The organism is Corynebacterium sp., from assembly GCF_022712275.1.
In the GTDB taxonomy this organism is placed as follows: Bacteria; Actinomycetota; Actinomycetes; order Mycobacteriales; family Mycobacteriaceae; genus Corynebacterium.
Map to the genome: position 1 here is coordinate 1 of NZ_JALAGU010000011.1, position 24722 is coordinate 24722.

22 protein-coding genes are annotated in these 24722 nt (G+C 68.4%); 15 read left to right on the forward strand and 7 right to left on the reverse strand.

The features are described from left to right. Nucleotides 1-262 precede the first annotated feature (262 nt). The 5 genes from Q0A27_RS01610 to Q0A27_RS01630 all read left to right on the forward strand — a co-directional run bounded on the left by Q0A27_RS01610 (nt 263) and on the right by Q0A27_RS01630 (nt 6758). Nucleotides 263-1903, forward strand: a complete 1641-nt coding sequence (locus Q0A27_RS01610) for an ABC transporter ATP-binding protein (RefSeq protein WP_291473333.1) — start codon at nt 263-265, stop codon at nt 1901-1903. After that, nucleotides 1900-3657: an ABC transporter ATP-binding protein gene (locus tag Q0A27_RS01615; RefSeq protein WP_291473334.1), complete on the forward strand. Its 1758-nt coding sequence runs from the start codon at nt 1900-1902 to the stop codon at nt 3655-3657. Before Q0A27_RS01610 ends, Q0A27_RS01615 begins: the two co-directional genes overlap by 4 nt. A gap of 10 nt (nt 3658-3667) precedes the next feature. Next, nucleotides 3668-4303: a TetR/AcrR family transcriptional regulator gene (locus tag Q0A27_RS01620; RefSeq protein WP_291473335.1), complete on the forward strand. Its 636-nt coding sequence runs from the start codon at nt 3668-3670 to the stop codon at nt 4301-4303. A gap of 76 nt (nt 4304-4379) precedes the next feature. Further along, nucleotides 4380-5372 carry an ABC transporter substrate-binding protein gene (locus Q0A27_RS01625; RefSeq protein ID WP_291473336.1) on the forward strand — a complete coding sequence of 331 codons (993 nt, stop codon included), beginning with the start codon at nt 4380-4382 and terminating at the stop codon, nt 5370-5372. 24 nt (nt 5373-5396) lie between these two features. After that, on the forward strand, nt 5397-6758 hold the full coding sequence (locus Q0A27_RS01630; protein WP_291473337.1) for an aminotransferase class I/II-fold pyridoxal phosphate-dependent enzyme: 1362 nt from the start codon (nt 5397-5399) through the stop codon (nt 6756-6758). Here Q0A27_RS01630 and Q0A27_RS01635 read toward each other — a convergent pair. Further along, on the reverse strand, nt 6745-7497 hold the full coding sequence (locus tag Q0A27_RS01635) for a LiaF domain-containing protein (RefSeq protein ID WP_291473338.1): 753 nt from the start codon (nt 7495-7497) through the stop codon (nt 6745-6747). The genes Q0A27_RS01630 and Q0A27_RS01635 overlap by 14 nt on opposite strands. Nucleotides 7498-7770: 273 nt before the next feature. Here Q0A27_RS01635 and Q0A27_RS01640 point away from each other — a divergent pair, with 273 nt between their 5' ends. From Q0A27_RS01640 to Q0A27_RS01680, 9 genes are all read left to right on the forward strand, one after another. After that, complete coding sequence (locus tag Q0A27_RS01640; RefSeq protein ID WP_291473339.1) at nt 7771-8784, forward strand: substrate-binding domain-containing protein; 1014 nt, start codon at nt 7771-7773, stop codon at nt 8782-8784. Nucleotides 8785-8864: 80 nt separating this feature from the next. Beyond that, entirely contained in the window at nt 8865-9839 is a 975-nt protein-coding gene (locus Q0A27_RS01645) for an ABC transporter permease (protein ID WP_291473403.1), read from the forward strand. After that, nucleotides 9836-10603, forward strand: a complete 768-nt coding sequence (locus Q0A27_RS01650; RefSeq protein WP_291473340.1) for an ATP-binding cassette domain-containing protein — start codon at nt 9836-9838, stop codon at nt 10601-10603. Before Q0A27_RS01645 ends, Q0A27_RS01650 begins: the two co-directional genes overlap by 4 nt. Nucleotides 10604-10748: 145 nt before the next feature. Continuing rightward, entirely contained in the window at nt 10749-11444 is a 696-nt protein-coding gene (locus tag Q0A27_RS01655) for an ABC transporter ATP-binding protein (protein ID WP_291473341.1), read from the forward strand. Continuing rightward, entirely contained in the window at nt 11444-14035 is a 2592-nt protein-coding gene (locus Q0A27_RS01660; protein ID WP_291473342.1) for an FtsX-like permease family protein, read from the forward strand. The genes Q0A27_RS01655 and Q0A27_RS01660 overlap by 1 nt, the downstream gene beginning before the upstream one ends. Then, complete coding sequence (locus Q0A27_RS01665; RefSeq protein ID WP_291473343.1) at nt 14032-14382, forward strand: hypothetical protein; 351 nt, start codon at nt 14032-14034, stop codon at nt 14380-14382. Before Q0A27_RS01660 ends, Q0A27_RS01665 begins: the two co-directional genes overlap by 4 nt. Nucleotides 14383-14386: 4 nt before the next feature. Continuing rightward, nucleotides 14387-15451 (forward strand): hypothetical protein, encoded by a 1065-nt coding sequence (locus Q0A27_RS01670; protein ID WP_291473344.1) that lies wholly within the window; start codon nt 14387-14389, stop codon nt 15449-15451. A 727-nt stretch (nt 15452-16178) separates the two neighbouring features. Further along, complete coding sequence (locus Q0A27_RS01675; RefSeq protein WP_291473345.1) at nt 16179-16499, forward strand: hypothetical protein; 321 nt, start codon at nt 16179-16181, stop codon at nt 16497-16499. A 98-nt stretch (nt 16500-16597) separates the two neighbouring features. Then, nucleotides 16598-17479, forward strand: a complete 882-nt coding sequence (locus tag Q0A27_RS01680; RefSeq protein ID WP_291473346.1) for a hypothetical protein — start codon at nt 16598-16600, stop codon at nt 17477-17479. A gap of 7 nt (nt 17480-17486) precedes the next feature. Here Q0A27_RS01680 and Q0A27_RS01685 read toward each other — a convergent pair whose 3' ends face one another. From Q0A27_RS01685 to Q0A27_RS01705, 5 genes are read right to left on the reverse strand one after another with little or no spacing between them, the layout of a single operon-like run. Further along, nucleotides 17487-19259: an FUSC family protein gene (locus Q0A27_RS01685; protein WP_291473347.1), complete on the reverse strand. Its 1773-nt coding sequence runs from the start codon at nt 19257-19259 to the stop codon at nt 17487-17489. A gap of 49 nt (nt 19260-19308) precedes the next feature. Beyond that, the gene (locus Q0A27_RS01690) at nt 19309-20622 is read right to left on the reverse strand and encodes a hypothetical protein (protein ID WP_291473348.1); all 1314 of its coding nucleotides are present in this window, start codon (nt 20620-20622) and stop codon (nt 19309-19311) included. An 11-nt stretch (nt 20623-20633) separates the two neighbouring features. After that, the gene (locus tag Q0A27_RS01695; RefSeq protein ID WP_291473349.1) at nt 20634-20861 is read right to left on the reverse strand and encodes a hypothetical protein; all 228 of its coding nucleotides are present in this window, start codon (nt 20859-20861) and stop codon (nt 20634-20636) included. Between the two features lie 9 nt (nt 20862-20870). After that, entirely contained in the window at nt 20871-21854 is a 984-nt protein-coding gene (locus tag Q0A27_RS01700; RefSeq protein ID WP_291473350.1) for a C40 family peptidase, read from the reverse strand. After that, nucleotides 21851-22156 carry a hypothetical protein gene (locus Q0A27_RS01705; protein WP_291473351.1) on the reverse strand — a complete coding sequence of 102 codons (306 nt, stop codon included), beginning with the start codon at nt 22154-22156 and terminating at the stop codon, nt 21851-21853. The genes Q0A27_RS01700 and Q0A27_RS01705 overlap by 4 nt, the downstream gene beginning before the upstream one ends. Nucleotides 22157-22218: 62 nt before the next feature. Between Q0A27_RS01705 and upp the strand changes: the two genes are divergently transcribed. Then, a complete protein-coding gene (upp, locus tag Q0A27_RS01710) occupies nt 22219-22866 on the forward strand; it encodes a uracil phosphoribosyltransferase (protein ID WP_291473352.1) in 648 nt (215 codons plus the stop codon). A gap of 6 nt (nt 22867-22872) precedes the next feature. On the opposite strand, the gene Q0A27_RS01715 is transcribed toward upp, so the two are convergent. Then, nucleotides 22873-24684: a DUF2029 domain-containing protein gene (locus Q0A27_RS01715; RefSeq protein ID WP_291473353.1), complete on the reverse strand. Its 1812-nt coding sequence runs from the start codon at nt 24682-24684 to the stop codon at nt 22873-22875. Nucleotides 24685-24722: the final 38 nt, after the last annotated feature.

Genomic DNA, 24722 nt, shown 5'->3' on the forward strand with positions numbered 1-24722 from the left:
GGATGGGGGAGGGGTGGACGGGTGTGACCCTTGCGTGCGTGGTTCCACGCAACCTAGTGTGATGAGCATTCACAGTTAGGTAGTGCAAGCCTCAAGGAGGACCATGTCTGCGCAGTCGCAGAGTCCGCATAGCCCGCATAGCCCGCAGGGGCCACCCGCACAGTCTCCACCGGTTGTCCCTGATGCACCGGACAACAGGGCCGAACAGAAAGCCGGCGCGGCCGCGCTGAAGAATCTTCTCCGTCCGGTCTCAGGGCGTCTCATGCTCGGACGGATTCTTTCCGCTCTCTCCGCCGTCCTGGCTGTCGTCCCGTACATCGCCCTGGTCAAGATCGGTGCACTGCTCATCGACGGGGCGTCCTCCGGCGACGGTTCCGGCGCCGGCACCGGCATCGACGGAGACGAGGTCAACCGTTGGCTCACGATTCTGCTCGGCGCCTTCATGGCTCGGCTCGTCATCTACTTCATCGCCCTGTCGGTCACCCACTTCGCCGATGTGGCCCTGGGGCACGGTATCCGGCTGCGGATGGTGACACGCTTCGCGAAGGTCCCGCTGAGCTGGTTCACCGCGACGAACTCCGGCCGCGTCCGCAAGGGCCTGCAGGACGACATCACCACCGTCCACTACCTCATTGCCCACCAGCCGGTCGAAGGCACCGGCGCGGTGGTCATGCCGCTGGCGCTGATGGTCTACGCCTTCATCGTGGACTGGCGGCTCGGACTGCTCTCCGTCGCCGTCGTCCCCGTGTACCTGCTGGCCATGATGATGACCATGAGGAACATGGGGGAGAAGACGGTGGAGATGGACCGGCGGCTCGGCGATGTCTCGGCCCGCATGGTCGAGTTCGTCACCGGCATCTCCGTGGTCAAGGCCTTCGGCCGGGTCGGACGCGCGCACCGCAGCTACCAGCGTTCCGCCGATGAGTTCTACGACTTCTATCTCGCCTGGGTGAAGCCGCTGATGGCCGTCTCCTCCCTCGGCCAGTCCATCCTGGCGGTGCCGCTGATCCTGCTGGTCAACCTCGGCGGCGGCATGCTGCTGGTCCACAACGGTTACGTCGGTGTGGCAGATGTCCTGGCCACGTCGCTGATCGCACTGCTGGTGCCGTACTCCCTGGAGACCATGCAGAACAACACCTGGTCCAGCCAGATCGCCGGGGCCGCCGCGCTGCGCCTCACAGGTCTGCTCGAGACCCCCGTGCTGCAGGACGCCGCCAGTGCGAAGACCGCCCCCGTCTCCCACGAGGTCACCTTCGACCACGTCACCTACCGTTACCCCGGGGCAGACACCCCGGCGGTCGACGACGTGAGCTTCACCCTGCCCGCCGGCACTGTCACCGCTCTCGTCGGCCCGTCAGGGTCCGGTAAGTCCACCATCGCCACCCTGCTCGCCCGTTTCGATGATCCGCAGTCGGGCACGGTGGCTATCGGCGGCGTCCCTGTGAGGGACATCGCCGATCTGTACTCCCATGTCGGGTTCGTGCTGCAGGATCCGCAGCTGGTCGCCGTGAGCATCCGCGACAACATTGCGCTGGGTCGGCCGGACGCCACCGATGCCGAGGTCCGGGATGCCGCCCGGGCCGCCCATGTCCTCGACGAGATCGAGGCCCTGCCCGACGGCTTCGACACCGTCTACGGCTCGGACACCGGACTGTCCGGCGGACAGGCCCAGCGCATCGCCATCGCCCGCGCGCTGCTGATGGACGCCCCGGTGCTCGTCCTCGATGAAGCGACCGCGCTGACCGACCCCGAGTCGCAGCACGAGATCCAGCAGGCCCTCTCCACCCTCGCGGAAGGACGCACCGTGCTGGTCATCGCCCACCGCCCCGAGGCGATCGCCGGGGTGGACCGGGTCATCCACGTCAACAACGGACAGGTCACCGCCGAGGAGGCACGGGCATGAAGCTCCCCCTGATCGACATCGTTCCCCGGATGCGCCGGATGATCTCCCATCCGGAGGCCATGACTCCCGCCCTGCTCACCAGTGCCGTCGCGGGGCTGGTCGAAGGTCTGGCCCTGGCGGCCCTTCTGCCGGCGATCTCGTCACTGGCCGCCGACGAGGCCTGGTGGGGGCTGACCACACCCGGCTGGCTGGTGGTCTTTGCCGTCCTGGCGCTGGTCAGTGTCGCCCTGAACTTCGTCAAGGACCAGCGCAACTACCGCGTGGCGATGGACTTCCTGCGCAGTATCCACCGCCTGGTGGGTGATCAGGTGTCGCGTCAGCCGCTGGGCTGGTTCGCGCGTCCACTCGCCGGACGTCTGTCCCGGATGGTCTCCTCCGAACTCATGACCACCGGCGAGATCTTCGCCCACATGATCGGCCCGCTGGTGTCCCGCATTGTCACGGCGACGGTCGTCATCGTCGCCGCCTGGTTCTGGAGCCCGTGGCTCGGGCTCGTCCTCACCCTCGCCGTCCCGGTGTTCCTGGTGATCACGCTGTGTTCCACGGCGCTCGCCAGGAAGGGTGGACGCATCCATGAGCCGGACGAGGAGGAACTCGCCGACCGCATCGTGGAGTACGCCCAGTGTCAGGGTGCGCTGCGTTCCTGCGGGCACAGTGAGGACTTCGCCCCGCTGACTGCGGCTCTGGACAATGCGGTCGCGTCAAAGGAGAAGTCACTGTGGATCGAGACACTGGGACTGCTGCTGTCCGGCGCAGTGACTCAGGGGGTGATTGTCGCGCTGATCGCGGTGACCGGCACATTGGCCGTCGACGGGACGCTGGAGCCGGTCCCGGCACTCGCCTTCATCGGACTGGCACTGCAGTTCACCTCCACACTGTCGGCGATCACCGAGGGGGCGATGGGTCTGGAGACCAGGCGTCCACTGCTGGACAGCATCGACGGCGTCCTCACCGCCGAGCCGTTGGCCGAACCGGACACCCCCGCGCGGCTCACCGCGCCGGGCTCGGTGGAGCTGCGCGGCGTGACCTTCGGCTACACGCCGGACGCCCCGGTGGTCCGGGACCTGTCCTTCGAGGTGCCCACCGGGTCGATGGTCGCGCTGGTCGGGCCGTCCGGCTCGGGTAAGACGACGGTGGAGAAACTCATCTCCCGGTTCCACGATGTCGATTCCGGTGAGGTGTTCGTCGGTGGCGTCCCGGTGACGCGGCAGACCACGGAGCAGCTCATGGCGCAGCTGTCGATGGTCTTTCAGGACGTGTACCTCTTCGACGACACGCTGGAGGCGAATATCGCGGTGGGCCGGGAGGGGGCGTCCACCGCCGAGATCCGGCACGCCGCGGAGCTGGCGGGTGTCACGGAGATCGCCGCGCGACTCCCGGAGGGCTGGGCGACACAGGTCGGGGAGGGTGGTAAGGCACTGTCCGGCGGTGAGCGGCAGCGGGTGGCGATCGCCCGGGCACTGCTCAAGCAGGCTCCGGTCGTGCTGCTGGACGAGGCGACGAGCGCGCTGGACGTGGAGAACGAGGCACATATCGTCGCATCCGTCGAACAGCTCCGGAAGGACGCGACACTGCTGGTCGTCGCACACCGGCTGGACACCATCGCGAAGGCGGACTCGATTGTGCTGTTCACCGCCGACGGGCAGATCGAGGCGCAGGGCACGCATGAGGAACTGCTCGCGGCTGAGGGCACGTACACGAGGTTCTGGAACCATCTGCACCATGCGCAGGGGTGGACACTCGTCGACCGGTAGGCTGGTCATCATGGGTGTCGGAAAGAAGACCGGGCCGAAGCCGTCGTTCACCAGGGGGGACGTGGTGGACGCCGCACTGGCGATCGGCGTCGACACGTTCACGCTCGCCCAGGTGGCGAAGCGTATCGGCGTGGTGACCTCGGCGGTGTACCGGCGGTTCGATTCCCGCGATGACCTGTTGGACGCCTGCCTGGCGAAGGCGGCGTCCTCCATCGCGGTCCCTGCGCCGGGGGCGAGCTGGCAGGAGGTCTGCCGGCTGTGGGCCGACGAGTGCTGGCAGGTCTGCGAGAACTTCCCCGGCCTGGCTCGTGCCGTGTACTCCTATGCGCCGGCCTTCACCCATGTGGGGCAGGTCGCCGGGGCGTATGCGGCGGCGCTGGAGTCTCACGGGTACACCCGGGGACAGGCGGGGTTCGCGCTGGACTTCCTGGGGGACACGGTCTTTGCGTGCCGGCTCGGCGTGGAGTCCATGCGCGCCACCGACGGGTCGGGGGAATCCGGTCTGTCCCGGGCGAAGGCGAGGGTAGGGAAGGAGGTTCCCGACCATCCGTTCCAGCCGGACGAAACCTGGGCTGACCGCGGGGCCACTGATGTGAAGGTGGAGTTCATCATCGACGGTCTGGGGCGGCACTGGCCGGAGATGTGAGGGTGTGTCCGGTGTTCACCCCCATTACCGTGAATACTGTTGACAGTTGGGTGAGCGCTGCCTAACTTCTGTGAATATGACGTACACATCCGCCCTGTCACGGGCCACCGCCGCCATCCTCACACTCGGGCTCGCCGCCGGCTTCACCGCCTGCGGCTCCGACGACGCCTCCTCCGACGGTGGTGCTGACACCATCACCCTCACCAATGCCTTCGAGGACGCCGACTACCCGGTCGCCCCGGAACGTGCGGTCGTCACCGCGTCCGCCCTCGACAATGTCCTCGCCCTCGGGATCACCCCGGTCGCCGTCGTGATGACCGAACAGGACGAGGACGCCCCGTGGCGGGAAGGCAGGCTCGACGGGGTGGAGCGGATCACCGTCGCCGCCTACGGAGACATCGATGCCGAGGCGATCGCCGCCGCTGACCCCGACGTCATCATCGGTGACATCTACTGGATCGACTCGCAGGACGAATACGACCAGCTCACCGGAATCGCGCCCACACTCAACGGTCCTTCCGCGGACCCGACGGAGGCCACCTGGAAGGAACGGCTCAGCCAGCTCGGTGACCTCTACGACAGGGAGGACGAGGCGCAGCAGATCATTGACGAGGACGCGGACCTCTTCACGCAGTTGAAGGAGGATCTGCCTGGTCTGTCGGGGAAGACCGGCTGGGTGGGACGTGACCAGGGCGACGGGAAGATCGGTACGTCACCGGACCCCTCCGAGGCGTCCAACTCCTTCCTCTACGACCTCGGCATGACCCTGCCGGCGACCATCGAGGGGAAGGAACCCAATGCGGCAGGTGGCGCGTACGTCGTCAGTCCGGAGAGCTATGACGAGTTCGCCGCCGACTTCTCGGTGATCTACACCTCTGCCGGGATCGCATCGCTCGAGAGCCGCCCGACCTTCGCTGCCCTGCCGCAGGTGAAGAACGGGACCATGATCAGCGACAACTATGCGGTGGTCATCGGCCTGGCACAGCCGAGTTCTCTGGTCCGTACCTGGGCGGTCGACGAACTGCGTCCCACCCTGGAGAAGGTCGCTGCGGCTGACCCGGTGGAGTGACCTGCCTGTGGCATAGTGGCTCACGTGACTGAGCAGGAAAAAGGGCACCTCCCCATCACCGGATCGACCGCCGCCGGCATCGCCGACAGTGTGCGGGGACTCGTCGACCGTGGCGTCCTCGTCCCGGGTGACCGACTGCCGCCGGTCCGCAGCCTGGCGGACACCCTCGGCGTGAACCGGAACACCGTACAGGCGGCCTACCGGAACCTCGTCCACGCCGGAATCGCCGTCAGCCGTCGGGGTGCGGGCACGACCGTGGTGGGAGTCGAGGAAACCGCGACAGAGGGGGCTGCGTCCGGTAACTCCTCCACCGTGCGCGACATCGGCCACGGCAACCCGGACGCCACCCTGCTGCCGGACGCCTCCTCGGTCCGCCTCGCTCCGGCACCACCACCGCTCTACGGCACCGCTGCCACCCATCCTGAGCTGGGACGCGTCGCCCTGCGGTTGCTCGGCCCCGACCTCGCTGACCGGGCCGAGGACGCCGTGATCAGTGTGACCGCCGGCGCCGTCGACGCCCTCGAACGCCTCCTGGCCACCGTCGCCACCACCGGCGACGCCGTCGCTCTCGAGGACCCCTGTTTCCTCAGTTCCGGCAACTCCACGCGCCTGGCCGGTTACCGCATCCTGCCCGTTCCGGTGGACGCCGAGGGGATGGACGCTGCCGCACTACGCGCCGCCCTGGATGACGGCGCACGGGCCGTGGTCTGCACGCCGCGGGCACACAACCCGACCGGGGTGAGCCTGACGCACGCGCGGGCGCAGGCGCTGCAGGAGGTGCTGGCGGACTACCCGGGCGTCCTCGTCATCGAGGACGACCAGTTCGCGGGACTGTCGCAGTCACCCTACGAGACCGCGATCCCGGCAGGTCAGACGCGGTGGGCGCTGGTGCGCTCGATGTCGAAGTCCCTGGGTCCGGATTTGCGGACCGCGCTGGTGGCGTCCGACCCGGAGACCGCGGAGAAACTGTCCCGGCGGATCAACGGCGGCACGACCTGGGTGAGTCATCTGCTGCAGCGCACGGTCGCCGCCCTGCTGTCGGACGCCGACATCCGCTCCAGGCTCGATGCGGCGGCGACCCATTACGCCGGACGCAACGCGGTGTTCCTGGCCAAGCTGGCGGGGGCGGGGCTGGTGTCCCCCAGCGTCGACGGACTGAATATCTGGGTCGACCTGGGTGTTCCCTCGGCTGCGGCGGCCGCCGACCTGCGGGGACGCGGCTGGATCGTGCGTGACGGCGGGCTGTTCCGGCTCGACGGTGCAGCCGGTGCTGATGCGGACACGCATCTGCGTCTCACGGTGCATGAACTGTCGGACGCCGACATGGACCGTCTGGTGGCCGACCTGGTGGCGGTGTCTGGGGAGGCCACGTCTAACCTTCGGTGAGCCAGCTCCAGAAGCCCTGCTTCTCGCCCGGCTCGGCGACCCGTACCCGCAGATCGCCGAACATCGACCGGCCGGTGAGGACGACCGTCGGCGCACCCGGGTAGTTCGGCGTCGCACCGCCCTCGCGCTGCGAGACCTTCACATCGCCGAAGGTGAGCTTCATCTGGTTGACGACCTGTACCCCCGGTGGCACGGTGAGTTTCACGTCGCCGAAGATCTGGTTGACCTGCAGCACCGTGGTGGACGCCGTGAGCGTCATATCCCGGATATCCAGGTCGAGGTCACCGAAGACGAGGCTGTAGCCCTCGCGTCCGCGCAGCTGCATGGTGCCTCTGAGAGCGATGTCGCCGAACCAGGTCGACTGGGTGGGGACGTGGTTCTCGGGGACGACCGTGGTGGACTGGTAATGGTTGATGGTGGTGGAGAAGGAACTGATACTGCCCTTGGGCTTCGCCGCCGGGGCGGGGTTCCCGGCGTCCTCGGGGGAGGGGGCCGCCTTTTCCGCGAGCCGGTCGATCTCGGCGTCATCGGGCGGGGAGGTCTTCCCCGCGACGAGCTGCTCGATGCGGGTGAACCGGTCGGCGTCGGTGACCGACCAGACGGCGTCGCTGATCGTGGAGAACTCGCTGAGGTCGATCCGCCCCTGGCCGACGGCGAGGGTGAGCTTCTCATTGAGTGCCTGGCGTCGCTCATCGGTGATGCGTGCGGGCAGCGGGTCAGTCGGTTCAGAGGACGTCATATGGTCGAGGATACCTTCGGGCTTCGTGTCGCCATTGCAGCAGTTCTGCGTCAGGCACAGGTCCGGACTCCGCTGCCACAGAATCGCGATTCCGTGCCTGACGCAGAATTGAAGCCCCAGGATGGGGAGGGGCGGCAGGCGGGGCGAGATGTCGTACCCGGGGTCGGCGTCCTACTGCAGGTAAACACCGCTTAACCGATCAAGTTAATCGATAAATGAGCAGGTCAGACGGCTTGACTTAAACGCTTCAGAAGCCTTGACTGAGCCGTTGTGATGTTCAAGAAGACCCTCAGGACCGTTGCTGCCGCCATGACGGCAGCCCTCGCAGTGTCCCTCGCCGCCTGCTCCTCCACCGGCGGTGCGCCGCGTGACAACGGCGACGGCTCCGGCGGTGGCACCGTCGACACCCCCCGTTACGTCGTCAGCATGGTCAGCCACGGCGCGCCGGGTGACACCTTCTGGGACCTCGTCCGCAAGGGTGCCGAGGACGCCGCGCAGAAGGACAACATCGAGCTGCGCTACAGCTCCGACCCGCAGGCTCCCAACCAGGCCGCCCTCGTGCAGAACGCCATCGACTCCAACGTCGACGGCATCGCCGTGACCATGCCGAACGCCTCCGCCATCGGCCCGGTCGCCAAGAAGGCCGTCAACGCCGGTATCCCGGTCGTCGGCCTCAATGCCGGCATGGAGCAGTATGAGAAGTACGGGCTCACCGGATTCTTCGGGCAGGAGGAGGGCGTCGCCGGTCAACGGGCCGGTGAACGCCTCAACGACGAGGGGGCCAAGAAGGTCCTCTGCGTCATCCACGAGCAGGGCAACCAGTCCCAGGAGGACCGCTGCGCCGGTGTGAAGAAGGGCCTCGGCGGTGCCGGCACCGTCGAGACGCTCTACGTCAACGGCCAGGAGCTCACCTCGGTCCAGTCGACCATCAAGGCCAAGCTCGCCCAGGACAGCTCCATCGACTGGATCATGTCCCTGGTCACCCCGGTCGGCCTCGTCGCCGCCCAGGCCGCCGAGGAGGCCGGCCGCAACCCCGGTGAGGACGTGCAGATCGGCACCTTCGACACGAACGCCGAGCTCGTCCCTGCGATCGGGAGCGGCGACATCTCCTTCGCCGTCGACCAGCAGCCCTACCTGCAGGGCTACATGGCGGTCGACTCGCTGTGGCTCGCCAAGCGCAACGGCACCACCGTCGGCGGTGGACGCCCCGTCTACACCGGCCCGAGCTTCGTCGACGCCGACAACATCGACACCATCTCCGAGGCGGCCAAGGAAGGCCTGCGATGAGCGTCCCCTCCACCCAGGTGACCGCGGAGATCTCCGCGGAGACCACCACCCCGCGCACCCGCCGGGGCCTCGACAAGCTCATGCACCGCCCTGAGCTCGCCAGTGTCATCGGCGCGGTCGGCGTCTTCGTGCTGTTCATGATCGTCGCGCCGAGCTTCCGCTCCTTCGACTCCTTCGCGACGGTCCTCTACGTCTCCTCCACCCTCGGTATCGTCGCCCTGGCCGTCGGCCTGCTGATGATCGCCGACGAGTTCGACCTGTCCACCGGTGTGGGCGTGACGACCACGGCCCTGGCCGCCACGATGATGAACTACCAGTGGCACCTGCAGTCCTGGGTCGGCTCGCTGCTCGCCCTGGTGCTCGCCCTGGCCATCGGCTTCTTCAACGGCTGGATGGTCACCAAGACCGGTGTGCCCAGCTTCCTCATCACGCTGGCGACCTTCCTCATGCTCCAGGGGCTCAACCTGGCGCTGACCAAGCGGATCATGGACGCGGTCTCCACCAAGTCCATCGCGGACATGCAGGGCTTCGAGTTCTGCCGGAAGCTCTTCGCCGGCCAGTGGGACATCTTCGGCGTCACCTTGAAGGTCACGGTCTTCTGGTGGATCCTCTTCGTCCTCGTGGCACACTTCGTCCTGTTCAAGACGAAGTTCGGCAACTGGATCTTCGCTGTCGGAGGCAACCCGGAGGCCGCCCGTGCCGTCGGTGTGCCGGTCGACCGGGTGAAGATCACCCTGTTCATGGTCGTCGCTGCGTCCTGCTGGTTCGTCGGTCAGCACAATCTCTACGAGTTCGACTCGATCCAGGCCGGACAGGGTGTCGGCAACGAGTTCTTCTACATCATCGCCGCCGTCGTCGGCGGTGTGGCGATGACCGGTGGCAAGGGAACGGCGATCGGCACCGCGATCGGTGCCCTGATCTACGGCATGACCACCCAGGGCATCGTCTACGCCGGCTGGAACCCGGACTGGCTGAAGTTCTTCGTCGGCGGCGTCCTGCTGCTGGCCGTCCTGTCCAACCGTTCCTTCTCGAAGTTCACGGAGGCCCGCAAATGAGTGAAGAGCACATCATCGAACTCCGTGGCGTCGGCAAAGCATACGGCGCTTTCCGTGCGCTGAGCGACATCAACCTCTCCGTCGACGCCGGCACCGTGACCTGCGTCCTCGGTGACAACGGTGCCGGTAAGTCGACGCTGATCAAGATCCTCGCCGGGCTGCACAAGCCCACCGAGGGCGAGATCCTCGTCGACGGGGAAGAGGTGAGCTTCGGCTCCCCGCGTGACTCCCTCGACCACGGCATCGCGACCGTCTACCAGGACCTCGCCGTTGTCGGTGACATGCCGGTGTGGCGCAACTTCTTCCTCGGCCAGGAACTCACCGGCCGGTTCGGGAAGATGCGTGAGGCCGAGATGCGGGAGATCACCCGTGAGCGGCTCCACCATATGGGCATCGACCTGCCGGATGTGGCGGTCCCGATCGCCTCACTGTCCGGTGGTCAGCGCCAGGTCGTCGCCATCGCCCGCGCCATGTACTTCGGCGCCCGCCTGCTCATCCTCGACGAGCCGACCGCGGCCCTCGGTGTGAAGCAGTCCGGCATGGTGCTGCGGTTCGTCGCCGCAGCCCGTGACGAGGGGCTCGGCGTCATCTTCATCACCCACAACCCGCACCACGCGCACCTGGTCGGTGACCGGTTCGTCCTGCTGAACCTGGGACGCCAGAAGATGGACGCCACCCGCGACGAGGTCACCCTCGACGAGCTGACCCTCGAGATGGCCGGCGGTGGGGAACTGTCCTCCCTGGCGCACGAACTGGAGCGGTGAACGGAACCCGCTACAGCGGTTGGGGAAAGAAAAGTACCTGGCAGGGACAGGTTTCAGGAAAACTTCCGAATAGGTGAGGCACGCCCGTTAAAGGTAGGCTACATTCAGTTGCATCCGCACTGACTGATCCGAGGAGCCTCCGCACGTGTCACACGCCTCATCGCCGGTCCGCGCCGCCGGCCTGTCCCGGTACTTCCGTTCCGGTGACGAGACCGTCACCGCCGTCGACGATGTCTCGCTGACGGTCGAACCCGGGGAGATCGCCGTCGTCATCGGCCCCTCGGGCTCGGGGAAGTCCACCCTCCTGCAACTGCTCGCCGGACTCGACCGCCCGGACGCCGGCAGTGTCGCCATCGGCGGCGTCAACCTCGGCGGCCTGCGGGACAAGGCCCTGACCCGGCTGCGCCGCGACCGGGTCGGCTTCATCTTCCAGGACTTCCAGCTGCTGCCCCGGATGACCGCCCGTCAGAACATCACCCTGCCGGTCCGTCTCGCCGGACATTCCGTGGATGACGCCGAGGTCGACTCGCTGGCGGAGTCGCTCGGCATCTCGCACCGTCTCGACCACCGGCCCAGTGAGCTCTCCGGAGGCCAGCAGCAGCGCGTCGCCGTCGCCCGGGCCCTGCTGAGCCAGCCCGACATCATCTTCGCCGATGAACCGACCGGGGCACTGGACTCCGCCACCGCCGGGGACCTGGTGGATCTGTTCACCTGGGCGGCCCGGAACCGGCAGCAGAGTTTCGTCATCGTCACCCACGACGACCGCATCGCCGCACGCGCGGACTCGGTCCACCGGATGGCCGACGGGCGGCTCACCACCGACGTCGGAGCGGGCGCCTGATGCGTGTCCCCACCACCCTGTCCCTCGTCGGGCATGAGCTCGCGGCATTCCGCCGCACCCGCGCACTGCTCGTCGCCGTGCTGCTCGGTGGCATCCTCGTCGTCGTCGGCAGCGTCCTGGGAACCACCCTCGACAACCGCGTCGACGCCGGCGCCGGGATCAGCTACGAGGGCGCTGACCTCGTGGTGCGCGGCCAGACCGGCGCCGGGACCGGCGTCGGAGGAGAGGACGCCGACCCGACCGCCGCCGGTGGCGGGACCGGCATGTCCCCGGGGGACGTGGACAGTCTCGGTGCTCTCGACGGCGTGGCCTCGGCGGACGGACTCACCCGCGCCCGGGCCGCCCTGTGGGCCGGTGGGAAGGTCACCCCGACCGTTATCGAGTCACTGCCCGCGGAGAACTTCCGCTGGCAGGACCTCACCGACGGCGCCTACCCGCAGACCGGCACCGAGGTCGCGCTGAGCAGGGAGACCATGGAATCCACCGGGCTCAGTCTCGGTGACGAGGTCACGATGGGCACCGATGAATCCGGCACCGGCGACTTCACGGTCGTCGGTGAGGTCGACACCCGTGGTGCCCTGGACTACACGGGCACCGACTACGCGGTCGTCACCCCGGAACTCGCGCAGGCCTTCGCCGGCACCGACGGGTCCAATGAAGTGCGCATCGCCCTGGAACCGGATGCCGACGTCCGGGCGGTCACCGACGAGATCAACGCCACGGTCCCGGGCAACTGGCCGGAGACCACCGCCGCACTCGTGACGTCTACCAAGACCCTCTACGACACCGGCCTGTCCATCCTGTCGTTCACCGTCAACGGGTTCGCACTGATCACCGCCTTCGTCGCTCTGACGGTGCTGGGCACCGTGATCTGGGCGTCCCTGCCGGGACGCCGGCGCCAGCTCGCGCTGATGCGGCTCATCGGCGCCTCCCGGACCCAGATCAGTGCGGTCCTCTTCCTCGAGTCCGCGCTTATCGCCCTGGTCGGCGGACTGCTGGCGGTCCCGGTCGGCATCGGCCTGGCCTACCTGGCCACCCCACTGCTCGGCATGGTCCCCGGCGTCCCGGAGATCCCCTGGTCCCAGGTGGTCGTCCCGGTGGCCCCGCTCATCGCGGTCCCGGTCGTCGCCGTCCTCGGTGCCCTGGTGGCCGTGGCAGGACCCGCGGTCGCCGGTGGTCGTGTCTCCCCGGCGGATTCACTGCGCCGGTCCACCGGTGCCGGCCAGGCACGGCCGAAGGCCGTCACCGCCCGGCTGGCGGCCGTCGTCGTGCTCGCCGCCCTCGCCCTGCTCATGTCCCGGTTCGCCGGGTCCGGTGCGACGGTCGTGGTCGGGGTGCTCTTCGCCCTCGCGCTCGTCCTCGCCGTTCCGGCACTGTGCTGGGCGGCGGCGGGTCTGGCGGGACGGCTCATCGGTGACCGGCATCCGCTCGGGGAGATCGGTGCGGCGGAGATCCGCAGCTTCCCGGGGCGGACCGCCGCCACCGGGATGGCCGTGGTGCTCGCCGCGGCGGTCATGGCGGTCAGCTGGGTCAGTCTGGCGTCGGTCTCCGCGATCGCGGACGCCCGCTCCAGCGACGACCCCGGCCCGGAGATCATGGTCGGCGCCTACTCAGGATCCGCCCCGCTCGACACCGTCGTGCTGGAGGCACTTGACCAGGTCGAAGGGACCGACGGTACCGTACCGGTCACTATGGGCCAGATGCGGTTGACCGGGGAACCCTCGCCGGAGTCGGCGTCCTCCCCGGGGCAGACCCGCAGCGAGACCCGGCTGATCACCGACATGGTCGCCGGTCACGCCGAGGACTTCGGGAAGGTCACCGACGGCCGGTTCCCCCTGGCGGAGTCCGACCCGGATGCGGTGTACCTTCCCGCCTCCGAGCAGGCACCGTTCCGTGACGGATCGACGGTCACTCTCACCGGCCCCACCGGGGAACGTGCACTGACCGTGCACTACGTCGCCGACCTGCCGCTGTCCGGCCTCATCGACCCCTCGGTGACCTCGGCGGTCGGCATCACGACCGCCCCCTCGGCGATGTGGGTCCGGGTCGACGGCGACGCCGACCGCGGCGACGTGCTGACATCGGTGCGCACCGTGGCCACCATCGGTGGTGATCTGCCGGTCACCGGCACCGCCGTCACCGACGCGAAGGTCGACACCATGGTCGACACGGCGCGGGTCATCGCCACGGCGATGCTCGCGGTCGCCGTGGTCATCGCGGTCCTCGGTGCCGTCGTCACCCTGACGACGAGCCTGCGGGACCGGTCCGGCGAGTTCGCGGTCCTGCGGCTGCTGGGCATGGAAGGCGCCCAGTTGCGCCGCCTGGTGGGCTCGGAGACCGTTGTCGTCGGTGCGGTGAGCGTGCTCATCGGACTGGCGGCCGGCGTCCTGCTGGGATGCGTGACCGCCGGCGCCGTCGCCGGGGCACTGGGGGTGGGGACGCATATCGCCGTCCCCCTCATCGCCCTGGCCGTCATGGGTGTGGTGACCGTCGTCGCGCTGCGCGCTGCGGTCACCGGCCCGGTCGACAAGATTTCACTCGTCCCTCCGGCCGATGCGCTGCGGGACGCCAACCTGGGAGGAAACCAGTGACCCATTCACGAACCGGGCGGTGGAAGGCCTGCGTCGCCACCGCCGCCCTCGCCCTGACCGTGGGCGCCACCGGAACCGGGACGGCCGTCGCGCAGTCCACGGAACCGCCGGCGTCAGGCTCCGTGTCTGTCCCGGCGTCCGCCATGCAGGAAGCGACTCCTGCGACCGGGGAGGCCGGCCCCGCCGATGAGGAGGCCGCCCCACAGGACGACCCGCACAAGAACGACATCTGGGTACCGGATTGGATGCTTCTGGTCATAGCCGGTCTCGTCGTCGCCGCCGCCGTCTCGGTGGCCACCCAGTCCTATCTTCGTTTCGCCACCACCCGCAGAGATCTGGAGGGTTAGCCCCATGCCGAAAAACTCCACCATCGTCCGGACCGCGGCCTGCGGCTCCGTCGCCGCTCTCGGACTAGGGCTCGCCCCGGTGTCCGTTCTTCCGCAGGCGCTCGCCGCCCCCGCCACCGCCCAGCAGACCTACAACTGCGCGGTCACCGTCGACGAGAACCCCACCGAGCCCAGCTACATGGACCTCACCGCCAACATCACCCTGAACCTGCCCGACCAGGTTGCCGCGGGTGACACCTTCTCCGTCGACGGCACCTTCCAGGTGCAGCTGCCCGGCGAGATCGGCGCACTGTTCGCCGGCTACTTCCCGTTCGCCCAGGTCACCTCGGATGCGCTGACGCTGCCGGTCAATGTCGCCGGCGAGGACCAGCTGGTCGCCGCGTCCCGCATCGACAGCGGGCGGGTGGACACCCGCAACCTGCCGGTCGTCTTCAACAGCAGCTTCAGCACCGACCAGATCACCGTCCCGGCGGACGCCCGGGGCGAGGTGGCCTTCGGTATGCCGCGCAATGACAGCGTCCCGTCGCTCAACGAGGAGGGTATGGCCGCCTTCACCGCGACGCTGTTCGCCGAAGGTGGTCTGGTGCCCGGCTATGACAAGGGCACCGACCGCGTCTCCTGCAAGTCCGCGTCGGGCGAGTCCGCCCCGATCGGTTCTGTCCCGGTGTCCGGTGCCGCAGCAGGTACCGGTGGGGGAGCTCCCGCAGTGACGTCCGGTGCCACCGGTACCGCCGGTACGGCTGCCGGTGGTGCGGCGACAGGCGGCGCGAACCGTATCGCCGCCGCCCAGGACGCGGACGCGGCCGGGGACGACAAGGAGAACAAGGACGACGCCGGGAACACCGATAACGCAGCCGACTCGTCTCAGGTCGACCAGGCGCTGGCGGACCAGCTGCGCCTGATGTCGATGAACCAGGCTGCCTCGAACAACAGCAACGACGGCGGGGCCTACATATCCAAGGCGGCCGTGGGCTGGGGGACTCTCGGCATCGTCGTCGCCTCGGTACTGTTCACCGTCCTGACCAATGTTCGCACCCGCCGACTGGAGCGCGCCGAGGACGAGTACTGACATTCCCGGCTCCGACCTCGTCGGATAGGATGGGCTGGTCGACACGCGGGCCTTCCGGGCGCAGCGCACGGAACGCACGGAGGAACAGTGGCGCAGGACGCGGTACACCCCGGCCAGATGGTCGTGGACGATCTCATCGGGCACCGCGTCGCCCTCGACCCGGGCAGACCCTGATGACCGGGCGCTCGGCGTCCTTCCCGGTCGGGGAGGGCACCGAGTTCATGGACCGGAGGTTCCTCCCGTCCTCGACGACGGCATCGACCTCGGCACGATGACGGTGGGTCGCGGTGAAGGTACTGGAGAGTGCCGGTGCCCCCCCCCGACAGCCTGCAGCGTTTCCGGTAGGAGAGTCGGATCCTCGGGCAGCTGCGTCATCCCGCGATCGTCAGCGTGCACTCGGCACGGACCTCGCCGGAGGGGGTGGCGTACTCCGCCATGGACTATGTCGAAGGCGGTGACCTCGGGGCACTCATCGCCTCACGGCGCAGGTATGTGACGCCGGCGAATATCCTCGTGCCGGACCGCGCCCACCGCGACAGTGCATGGAGTGTCCCGCTGCTCACCGACTTCGGCATCAGCCTCACCCAGGGCGGGACCCGCCTGACCTCCGCAGGATTCCTCATCGGCACCGACCGGTACATGGCCCCGGAGCAGTTCCGGTCGGTCCAGGTCGGACCGGTGCCGGGGAGTCCGTGGACCTCTACGCCTTCGCCTCATCGTCTTCGAGATGCTCACCCTCCGGTCACTGCGCGATACCATGAGCCAGGAAGCCTGGCATTTCGTCCGGCGGTTCCCCGAGGTGCCCGCCCACGCACTGGCCGGCCCGGACCAGGTCAGGGCGCAGGCGGAGGCCGCCGCGACCCGCGACCGGCTCGGATCGAGTCAGCAGCTCCAGGTGTGGTCCGACGGGGAGTGCGTCATCAAGATCGGTCCGGTGGGTGATGCACAGGTCGCGCTGTCGCAGACGGCAGGGAAGGACAGGTATTCGCTGCTGCTGTCGGCGGAGAACGCAGAGGACGATCTCAGAGGCATTCCGGTCTGTTCATGACATTCCCGTGAGATTCCCGACGAATTTTCAGGTTGATGTATTAGTGTTTCACTCTGTCAATAATGAGTAGGGTTCACTCACCGAGAACCAGAACGGACGTGACCAGAGCAATGCCCAACTACGACCTGTACACCGAGCTGGGGCTGGACAAGGACATGCCGCCCGCGGAAATCGGGACGCTGCTCGACGGACGGATCAACGGACTCGTCGGCCAGGGTTATCCGACGAACTCCCCGGAGGTCGACCAGCTCGCGACGGCACGGGCAATCCTCTCCGACCCCTCCAAGCGCAACACCTACGAGGCTGCGCTGGCCGGTCCCGACGGCGTCATCGACGTCTCCTGGCTGCACCAGCTCGCCGACAGCCCTGCTGCGTCCTCGGTGCCCTCGGTGTCCTCGGAGTCCTCTTCGTCGGGCTCCTCCGCGGTCCCGTCCTACGACGCCGCGTCGACCGGTGTGATCAACGCCTCCGGCGATGCAGGGTCTTCCTCTTTCCCGGAGGACGCCGCCCCGGCCCACGCCGCCGGCTCCGCGCAGAGCCCCTACGGTCAGTACAGCGGCTACAGCGAGCAGGGCCAGTCGCCCTACGGCCAGTCCCAGTCCGGGCAGCAGGGTCAGTACGGCCAGCAGCAGTTCAGCTCCGGCAACTTCGGTGCCCCGGTGCAGCCGGCCCCGGCCAAGGCGCAGTTCAACACCGCGCAGCTGTCCGTTGCCGGTCGCGACCGGTCGCAGTCGAAGGTCTACCTGGCCTGCCTGGGCATCATGGTTATCGGCATGATCTACCCGCTGATCCTCATGTTCACCGCCGACGACGGTGACCTCAGCATCTTCAAGGGCATCCTGTTCGCCATCGCCCACACCGCCGCCTGGGTCGGCATCGCCGAGATCATCTGGGGCGTGCGTCGCATCGTCGCCCCGGAGGAGGAGAAGGAGGACGACGACGTTGTCTCCTCCTCCTCCTCCGCCGACTCCGGCAGGTAGCGGGGGATCAGGACGTCGCTGCCTGCCGGGCGTCCTTCACCGTCGCCGCCAGCCGCGTGATCTCCTCCGGGGTCGCCGGGCGGTCACCGACGGCGGTGCAGAAGTCCAGCAGTCCGTAGCCGGAGCGCTGGATCACCAGGTGACGCGGCCAGTGCCGGTCAGCGAAACCGGCGGTGTCCAGGGCGACGGACTGCGCGGCACGACGCTCGCTGAGCAGCTCGTACTGCAGGTCGCGGCGCTGGGACAGGGCGTCCTGCACCGAGGGGGAGGTCATCAACTCACCGAGCAGCGCACCCATCGCCTCGAAGGAACGGTTGACCAGCCGTTGCGCATGACGGACCGTGGCAGCGCGCGGGTACAGCCACAGCACGCCGAGGGAACACACCGTCGCCAGCCCGATCTCCGCCCAGCGGGCGCTGATCACCTCGCCGAGCGGCAGGTGGATCGTGCCGCCCATGAGCAGGGCCAGGGAGGTCGAGGACACCACCGTGAGCGCGTAGTTCTTCACGACGAAGACCTCGGCGAAGAACTGGCAGACCGCCAGGGCCAGCAGCAGCGTCCAGTCGTGGACCCCCAGCAGGTGAAGGATTGCGAAGATACCCACACCCACCACCGAACCGATGACGCGGTGCAGACCACGGATTGTTCCCGAGCGACGCTCCGGACCCCACTGCAGCACCAGCATCGCCGAGAGCACCGCCCAGTCCGGCCGGTCGAAACCGCAGGCGATGCCCAGCACACCGGCACCCAGGCAGGCCACGGTGACCTTGATCGACGCCATCGTCGCCCGTGAATACCAGTGCAGTGAGCGGTACACGCGGTAGCGTATCGACGGCCGGGCCAACGGCACGTTGTGCCGGGAGAGGTCGATGTAGTTCGGGGTGTCGGTGAGCTCCTCGGCGGCGGAACCGTCGCGGCGTCCGACCGAGGGGTTGCTCCGGGCCAGCCGCACATGGGCGGTGAGGGTGCGCTGCACCAGCTCTTCACTGAGAGTTCCGGGCTGGTCGGGGCAGGCATGGGATGTGCTCTCTCCGCCGCGGGCGTGACCGGCGTCGAAGAGGGTGTACCAGGTAGTTACGAGCAGCGTCTCGACCTGGTGGGTGCGGGCGACGGTGGGGGCGGGATCCGTGGCGTAGGACGCCACCGCCTTCTCCAGGCGTTCCACCGCGGTGATCTCCGGGCGGTGCAGACCCCACAGGGCAGGAACCATGCCGATGAGGATGGCAGTTACGGCGCCGAGGAGGGCCCAGCCGCCGACTTCGACCGGGTTCATGCCCTGCTTGGCGACCATCGTCGCGCCACCGGAGACCATGATGATGAAGAAGCCGCCCGGCGGGGGAAGACGCAGGGCGTTCTGCATGAACACCACCAGAGCGGAGACGGCGGTGGCGTAGAGCGCGATGAGCAGCATCCACCAGTCGGACCCACCGGCGTCGATCGCGGGCCAGACCACCGAGCCCACGAAAGCACCCGCCATCTGTCCCAGGGAGAGAAGCAGCCCGGCGGTGACCATGATCTTCAACCGGGATCGGAACGGGTGGCCCTCACCGTAGATGACGGCGAAGGAGCCACCGGTGATGAGCAGCATCTGCTGTTCGTAGCCCAGCAGCAGCGCGGTACCGGCGGGGATCGCCACAGCCAGGGCGGCGCGCAGGGCACCTGGCCAGGTCGGACGCGGGTTGTGGATCGCGGTGAGCAGGGCCCACCATCCCGGGGAGGTGGGGATAGCGTCGGGGGCCGGAGTTCCGGATGTCGGGGACGGGGGAGTCGGGCTGGTCACCGGTCAACTATAGGACCACGAGCTACCGGATCCCGCGCGGTGGGCAGGCTCAGAACTTCGTGAAACGCTCGGTGAGACGACGCTCCATCTCGCCCCAGCCCTCAGCCTCCTCGTCGAAGGGGGCGGTCGGGGTGCCGGAGGACGGGGAGCCGAGCATGTAGGCCACGTAATCCTGCAGCCGCGGGTAGGCCAGCAGCACCTTGTTCACGGAGTCATCGTCGGCCCAGTCGGCGGCGTCGGCGACGAGCTCGTAGGCGCGGCTCAGCTGGTCGGTGTCGACGGCATCGGTGCCCTTGGCGATGTCCTCACGCAGGCCGGTGAAACCGTACTCGTTCGACGGGTGGACGCTGACCTCCAGCTCACCGGCATTGGCCAAGGTGACCAGGTCGTCCCAGGTCTCGAAGTGGGAGAGGTCGTGGTCCTTGGCGTCCACGATCCACCGGACCAGGGACCGGCCCGAAGTGAAGGTGTGGATCTGGCCGTTCTCGCCGAGGAAGACCGGCTCGCGGTCGCCGACGTAGCAGCGCAGGGTGTAGACGGTCGTGCCGTCGACGGTGATACGTACCGGGTCGATACCGGCGGCGGCCCAGGGGGTCGAGTCGTAGGGGTCGGCGTCCTTGGCTGCGGCCTCGGCGGCCTCGGCGGCCTCGGCGGCCTCGGCGGCCTCGGTGGTCTCGGCGGCCTCGGAGGCGTCCTGCTCGGCGACGGCAGCAGCGGCGTCCGCCTCCTTCTTCGCGTCCTCGGCGGCGGTGATGTCGTCCTCGGCGGTGGCCAGCGACTTCTCGTCGACGTCGGGGGAGACGATCTGCTCGTCGACGAGCTCCAGGATGTCCTTCCAGTTGCCCAGCACCGTGTAACCGACGTTGGACCACTCGCCGAGACCGTTCTCACCGTTGTAGTGGTCGGCGCCGCGGGAGGTGTTGCCGAGGATGGAGTAGGAGCGGAACCAGGAGTTGATCTTCTCGATGCCGCAGACCGCGCCGAAGGACTTCATGACGTCGAATGCGGAGGCGACGGCCTTGACGTTGTCGAAGGAGGGGCGGCCGGCGAGGTTGTTCGGGACCTCGATGAAGCTGATCTTCCCGGACTTGCGGGGGGTGACCTTCGCGGCGGCGTTCTCGGTGAACGAGGCCCACTTCGGATGGTCGGTGAGATCGTGGGCGTCAGCACCCTTGTGGTCCCGGATCCAGGCGAGCAGTGCAGCAGGGGACTCGAAGCCGAACACCCCGGAATCGTCACCGAGGAATGCCTGCCACTGTTCGCCCCGGGCGGTCCATCCCGGAGCCCAGAGAGTGAAGAAGGTTCCGTTGGTGGTCTCGAGTTCGAGGGGGACGATTCCGTGGTCTGTCGAGCGTTCTGCCATGGACGGCAATTCTAGCGGGCGGAGCGTGGTGGTGCGACGGTCTGTGCCCCCGACGTGTCGGTGGCTCCGGGGGAACCCCCGGCGGCGCTCCGGTGAGCAGCACCGGGAGCGGCACCGAAGAGACTCCGGTCCAGGACCGCGGGCACCGTAGGAGGGGGAGTACCGAGGAACTGACTGGCGTGGTAGCCGGGGTCGGGCGGGGTGGAGGTGATCCGGGCGAGTCCGGAGCGGTTCTGCATCGTGTTCTCCTATCCGGTGGGTCGGTAGAAGCCGTGGAAGGCCATTCCGATGTTCTCGGTACGTACCGGCGACATCTGCACCGGGTCACCGGCCTCGATCATCATGCCGTCGCCGGTGACCATGGCGACATGGCCGTCCCACACTGCCAGGTCACCGGGTGCGAGCTGGTCCATCGGCACCTGCGGCCCGACGGCCTGGGCACTGGCGGTCCGGGGGATGTCGACACCCGCCTGGCCGTAGGCCCACTGGGTCAGCCCGGAACAGTCGAGTCCCTGGCCGGGCACTGTTCCGCCCCAGGAGTACGGGGTGCCCAGCGCCGTCGTCGCCGCTTCGACCGCCGCGGCGGCTTCCGGGGTGGGCGCGCCGACTACGTCGCCGGAACTGTCCGTAGGCTCCGTTGACCCGGTGCCGGACGCCGTACCGGATACCGGGGACGCTGTGGGCGTCTGTGCCCCTGAGTCCTCCGGCGCCCCCGACAGTGCCGAGGGTGAGGCCGGGGCAACCGGGGATGCGGCGTCCACCGTCTCCACCTGAGATGCCAGACCATCCAACTCGGACTCCAGCACGGTGAGCCGCTCCGCGGCCCGGCCCAGGTGCTCCCAGCCGATCTGTGCGGCGGCAGCCCCGGTCGTCGGATTCAGCGGGGAGACCATGAGCAGTGCGACGATCTCGCGGGCGCACTGCCCGGCGATGAGGGTGATGTCGTCGGCTGCCCGGGTCACCGCCGCGACCGCCTCCTCGGCCAGCACCTCCAGGTCGCCGGACAACCGGAGCAGCTCCACCGCCCGCTGTCCGGCGTCCGCCAGGGTGGAGACCACCGCTGTTCCGGCGGCACCGGCGACCGCGGACTCCGCCAGAGAGGGAAGGCCCGACAGTGCATCACCAAGACCGGCGTCCTCCAGCAGGGACGTGAGTGGATGGATACCGGGGGCCGGCGCAGCGGGGATGAGCTGGGCGACCGGGGTGACCAGGGTGGTGAGGTCCGGGATCATGACGGACCTCCGGTGAACGTACTGAAACTGTCGGCTGCCGCGTCCTCCTGGCGGGTCAGTGCTCCGGCAAGCGTGGTGAGGGAGGCCCCGGCGTCCGCGTAGAAGCGGGCGAAGTCGTTTGCGGCGGCGGCCTGCCGAGTCCGGGCGGCGGTGAGCGCGGTGAGGAAGCGCGACGCCTGGGGGAGCGCGAACACCGGCGGCCCCTCACCCGGGTCGGTCCCGGCGGCGAGGCGTCCGGCGGTCAGCGCCGCCCGGTCGGCGACGACGGTCAGTGCGGCGGGTTCAGCTGTGATTCCGGTCATGTCATTGTTTGACTCCGGTTGCGGTGCGGTGGTTCCCCGCGTGGCCAAGTATTTTGGAACGCATGGAGATTGTCGAGGTAAACCATCCGCTCGTCGCCTCACGGCTGACGATCATGCGGGACGCCCGGACCGACAACGCCGCCTTCCGCGCGGCGCTCGCTGACCTGGGGATGATGCTCATCTACGAGGCGTCCCGGGACCTTCCGGTCGAGACGTTCAACGTGACGACCCCGGTGGCCGTCGCGGAAGGACGCCGCCTGCAGGATCCGCCGATCATCGTGCCGATCATCCGCGCCGGGCTCGGCATGGTCGATCCCGCACTGTCGATGATCCCGGACGCCCAGGTCGGTTTCATCGGCATGGCGCGTGACGAGAAGACCCACGAGCCGGTGCCGTACCTGGAGGCACTGCCGGAGGATCTCACCGGACGCACGGTGTTCCTGGTGGACCCGATGCTGGCGACCGGTGGCTCGCTGATCCACGCGCTGCGGCTGCTCGCGGGTCGTGGCGCCACGGACATCACCGTGGTGTGCATGGTCTCGGCGGTGCCGGGCGTGGAGACGGTCCGCGATTCGGGGCTGCCGGTCGGTCGCCTGATCACGGCGACGATCGACCCGGGCCTCAACGAGGACGCCTACATCGTCCCGGGTCTGGGCGACGCAGGCGACCGGCTCTACGGGCCGCGCAACATCGACCTCGACGAGCTGTAGGGACGGTCAGTCCCGGTCCGCTGACTCCGACGGCTCTGACTGGTCTGACGGCTCAGACTGCTCAGCCTTTTCGTCCTCGCACGAGGGGGACAGTGGCTCGAGGATGCTCGACACACTGAATTGACCGGTGAGGATGTAGCGTCCCGGCTCGTCGAAGCGAACCGTGGTCCAGTCCTCGTCCTCGGTCGGGACCAGGCAGGCGGTGACCGGATCGGCGTCCGGCGACGGGGAGGTCGTGGCCGACGCAGAAGTCGACGCAGAAGTCGACGCAGAAGCCGTGGCCGGCGTACTCCCCGGCACCTGCGTGGCGGTGAGGTACCGGTTCGGGCGGATACGGATCAGGTGCTCCTCGCCCACGGCGTTCTCGGGAACCTCCACCGTCATCTCCGACGGGGTGGTCTCCAGCAGGCGCAGCGGGGAGGGGACGATCGGGGTCGGCTCGTCGACCTCGTAGAGGGTCCAGTCGTCATTGCCCCAGACCCGGTTCAGGTACGGCAGGCCCTCATTGATGAGCTCGGCCTCGGGACGCTGCTGCAGGATCGGCTTGTCGGCCACCGCCACGAACGCCACCGCGTTGTCCGTCAGCCAGTCCTGGTAGGACTCCTCGTGCAGGGCGTCCTTGTCGAAGAAGACGGAGTTGTAGCGCATGTCGGACTGGTTCTCCCAGCCACGTGCCAGCGGGGCGGAGTCGGTGAGCAGGTAGGCGCCGGCATGGGTGTCCGTGTCCACCAGTTCGACGCGGTGGTTCTCGATCCGGCCGTCGTCGGCGAGCTCGTCGAGCTGCGAGGTCAGTGGCGCGTACAGGGTCTCAGGGTTCTCGCCGTCCGTGACCGACACCTGGTCGTAGAGGGCGTAGAACAGCCCGTAGACCAGTGCCGGGGACAGCAGCAGTGCCAGCACCTTCGGCGACTTCAGGGAGAAGAACAGCACCACGCAGGGCAGGACGAACAGGAAGAACCGGCCCAGGTTCGACCCCACCCCGGTCGGGATGATGAACAGGACGGTGGCGACGACGATCCCCAGTGGGGCGATCCACCGTGCGGGGACGTGGTTGGTCGCCACGGGGCTGTCCAGTGCGAGGATTGCGCCGATGCCGATGACCAGGTACCAGAGGAAGCTGGTCACCGGGTAGGGCTGCTGGCCGGGTGCACCGAAGAGCAGGTAGGGCAGCGCGACGCCCAGTGCGGCACCACCGATGGCCCACCACAGCCGTGCGTTGCGGTACCGGCGGACGAGGAAGAACGGCAGCAGGACCATCCCGACGAACGCGGGGACCAGGGCACTGGCCAGGCCCGAGACCACCAGGAGCAGCGCACCGGTCACCGGCCGCTTTCTCTGGAACACCCACACCGCGAGCATCGCGATCGCCGCGCCGGTGGCGAAGGTGACCCGGCCGGAGAACATGTTCAGCACCGCAGACAGGGCCACGGCCCAGGTCAGCAGGGTGGGGTGCGTCGCGTTGCGGGATACCGGGTACGCCAGCGCGGAGATGATGACGGTGCACAGGCACAGCAGGAACAGGGAACCGAACCAGGAGGTCAGCGTCGGAACGATGAGCGAGTAGCTGCCCGGGGAGACACCACCGAACCAGTCGAACCAGTAGCTGACGCCCACCCCGGCCCGGTGCGCGGACTCGCGGGCCAGCGCGGCCTGCAGGTCCCGCATCGGCGGGTCGATGATCCACAGCAGGACAGCGGCGAGGACGGACAGGGCCAGCGGCATCCAGGGGATCCACGGCCACCGCGGCAGGGGACGTCCTGAGCCCTCGCCCCGGTCCTCGTGGGTGGTGCTGGTCGACGACGCGGACGCTCCGTTCACCGGGGGGTCTCCTGTCTCTGGGGCGGGGCGGATCAGAT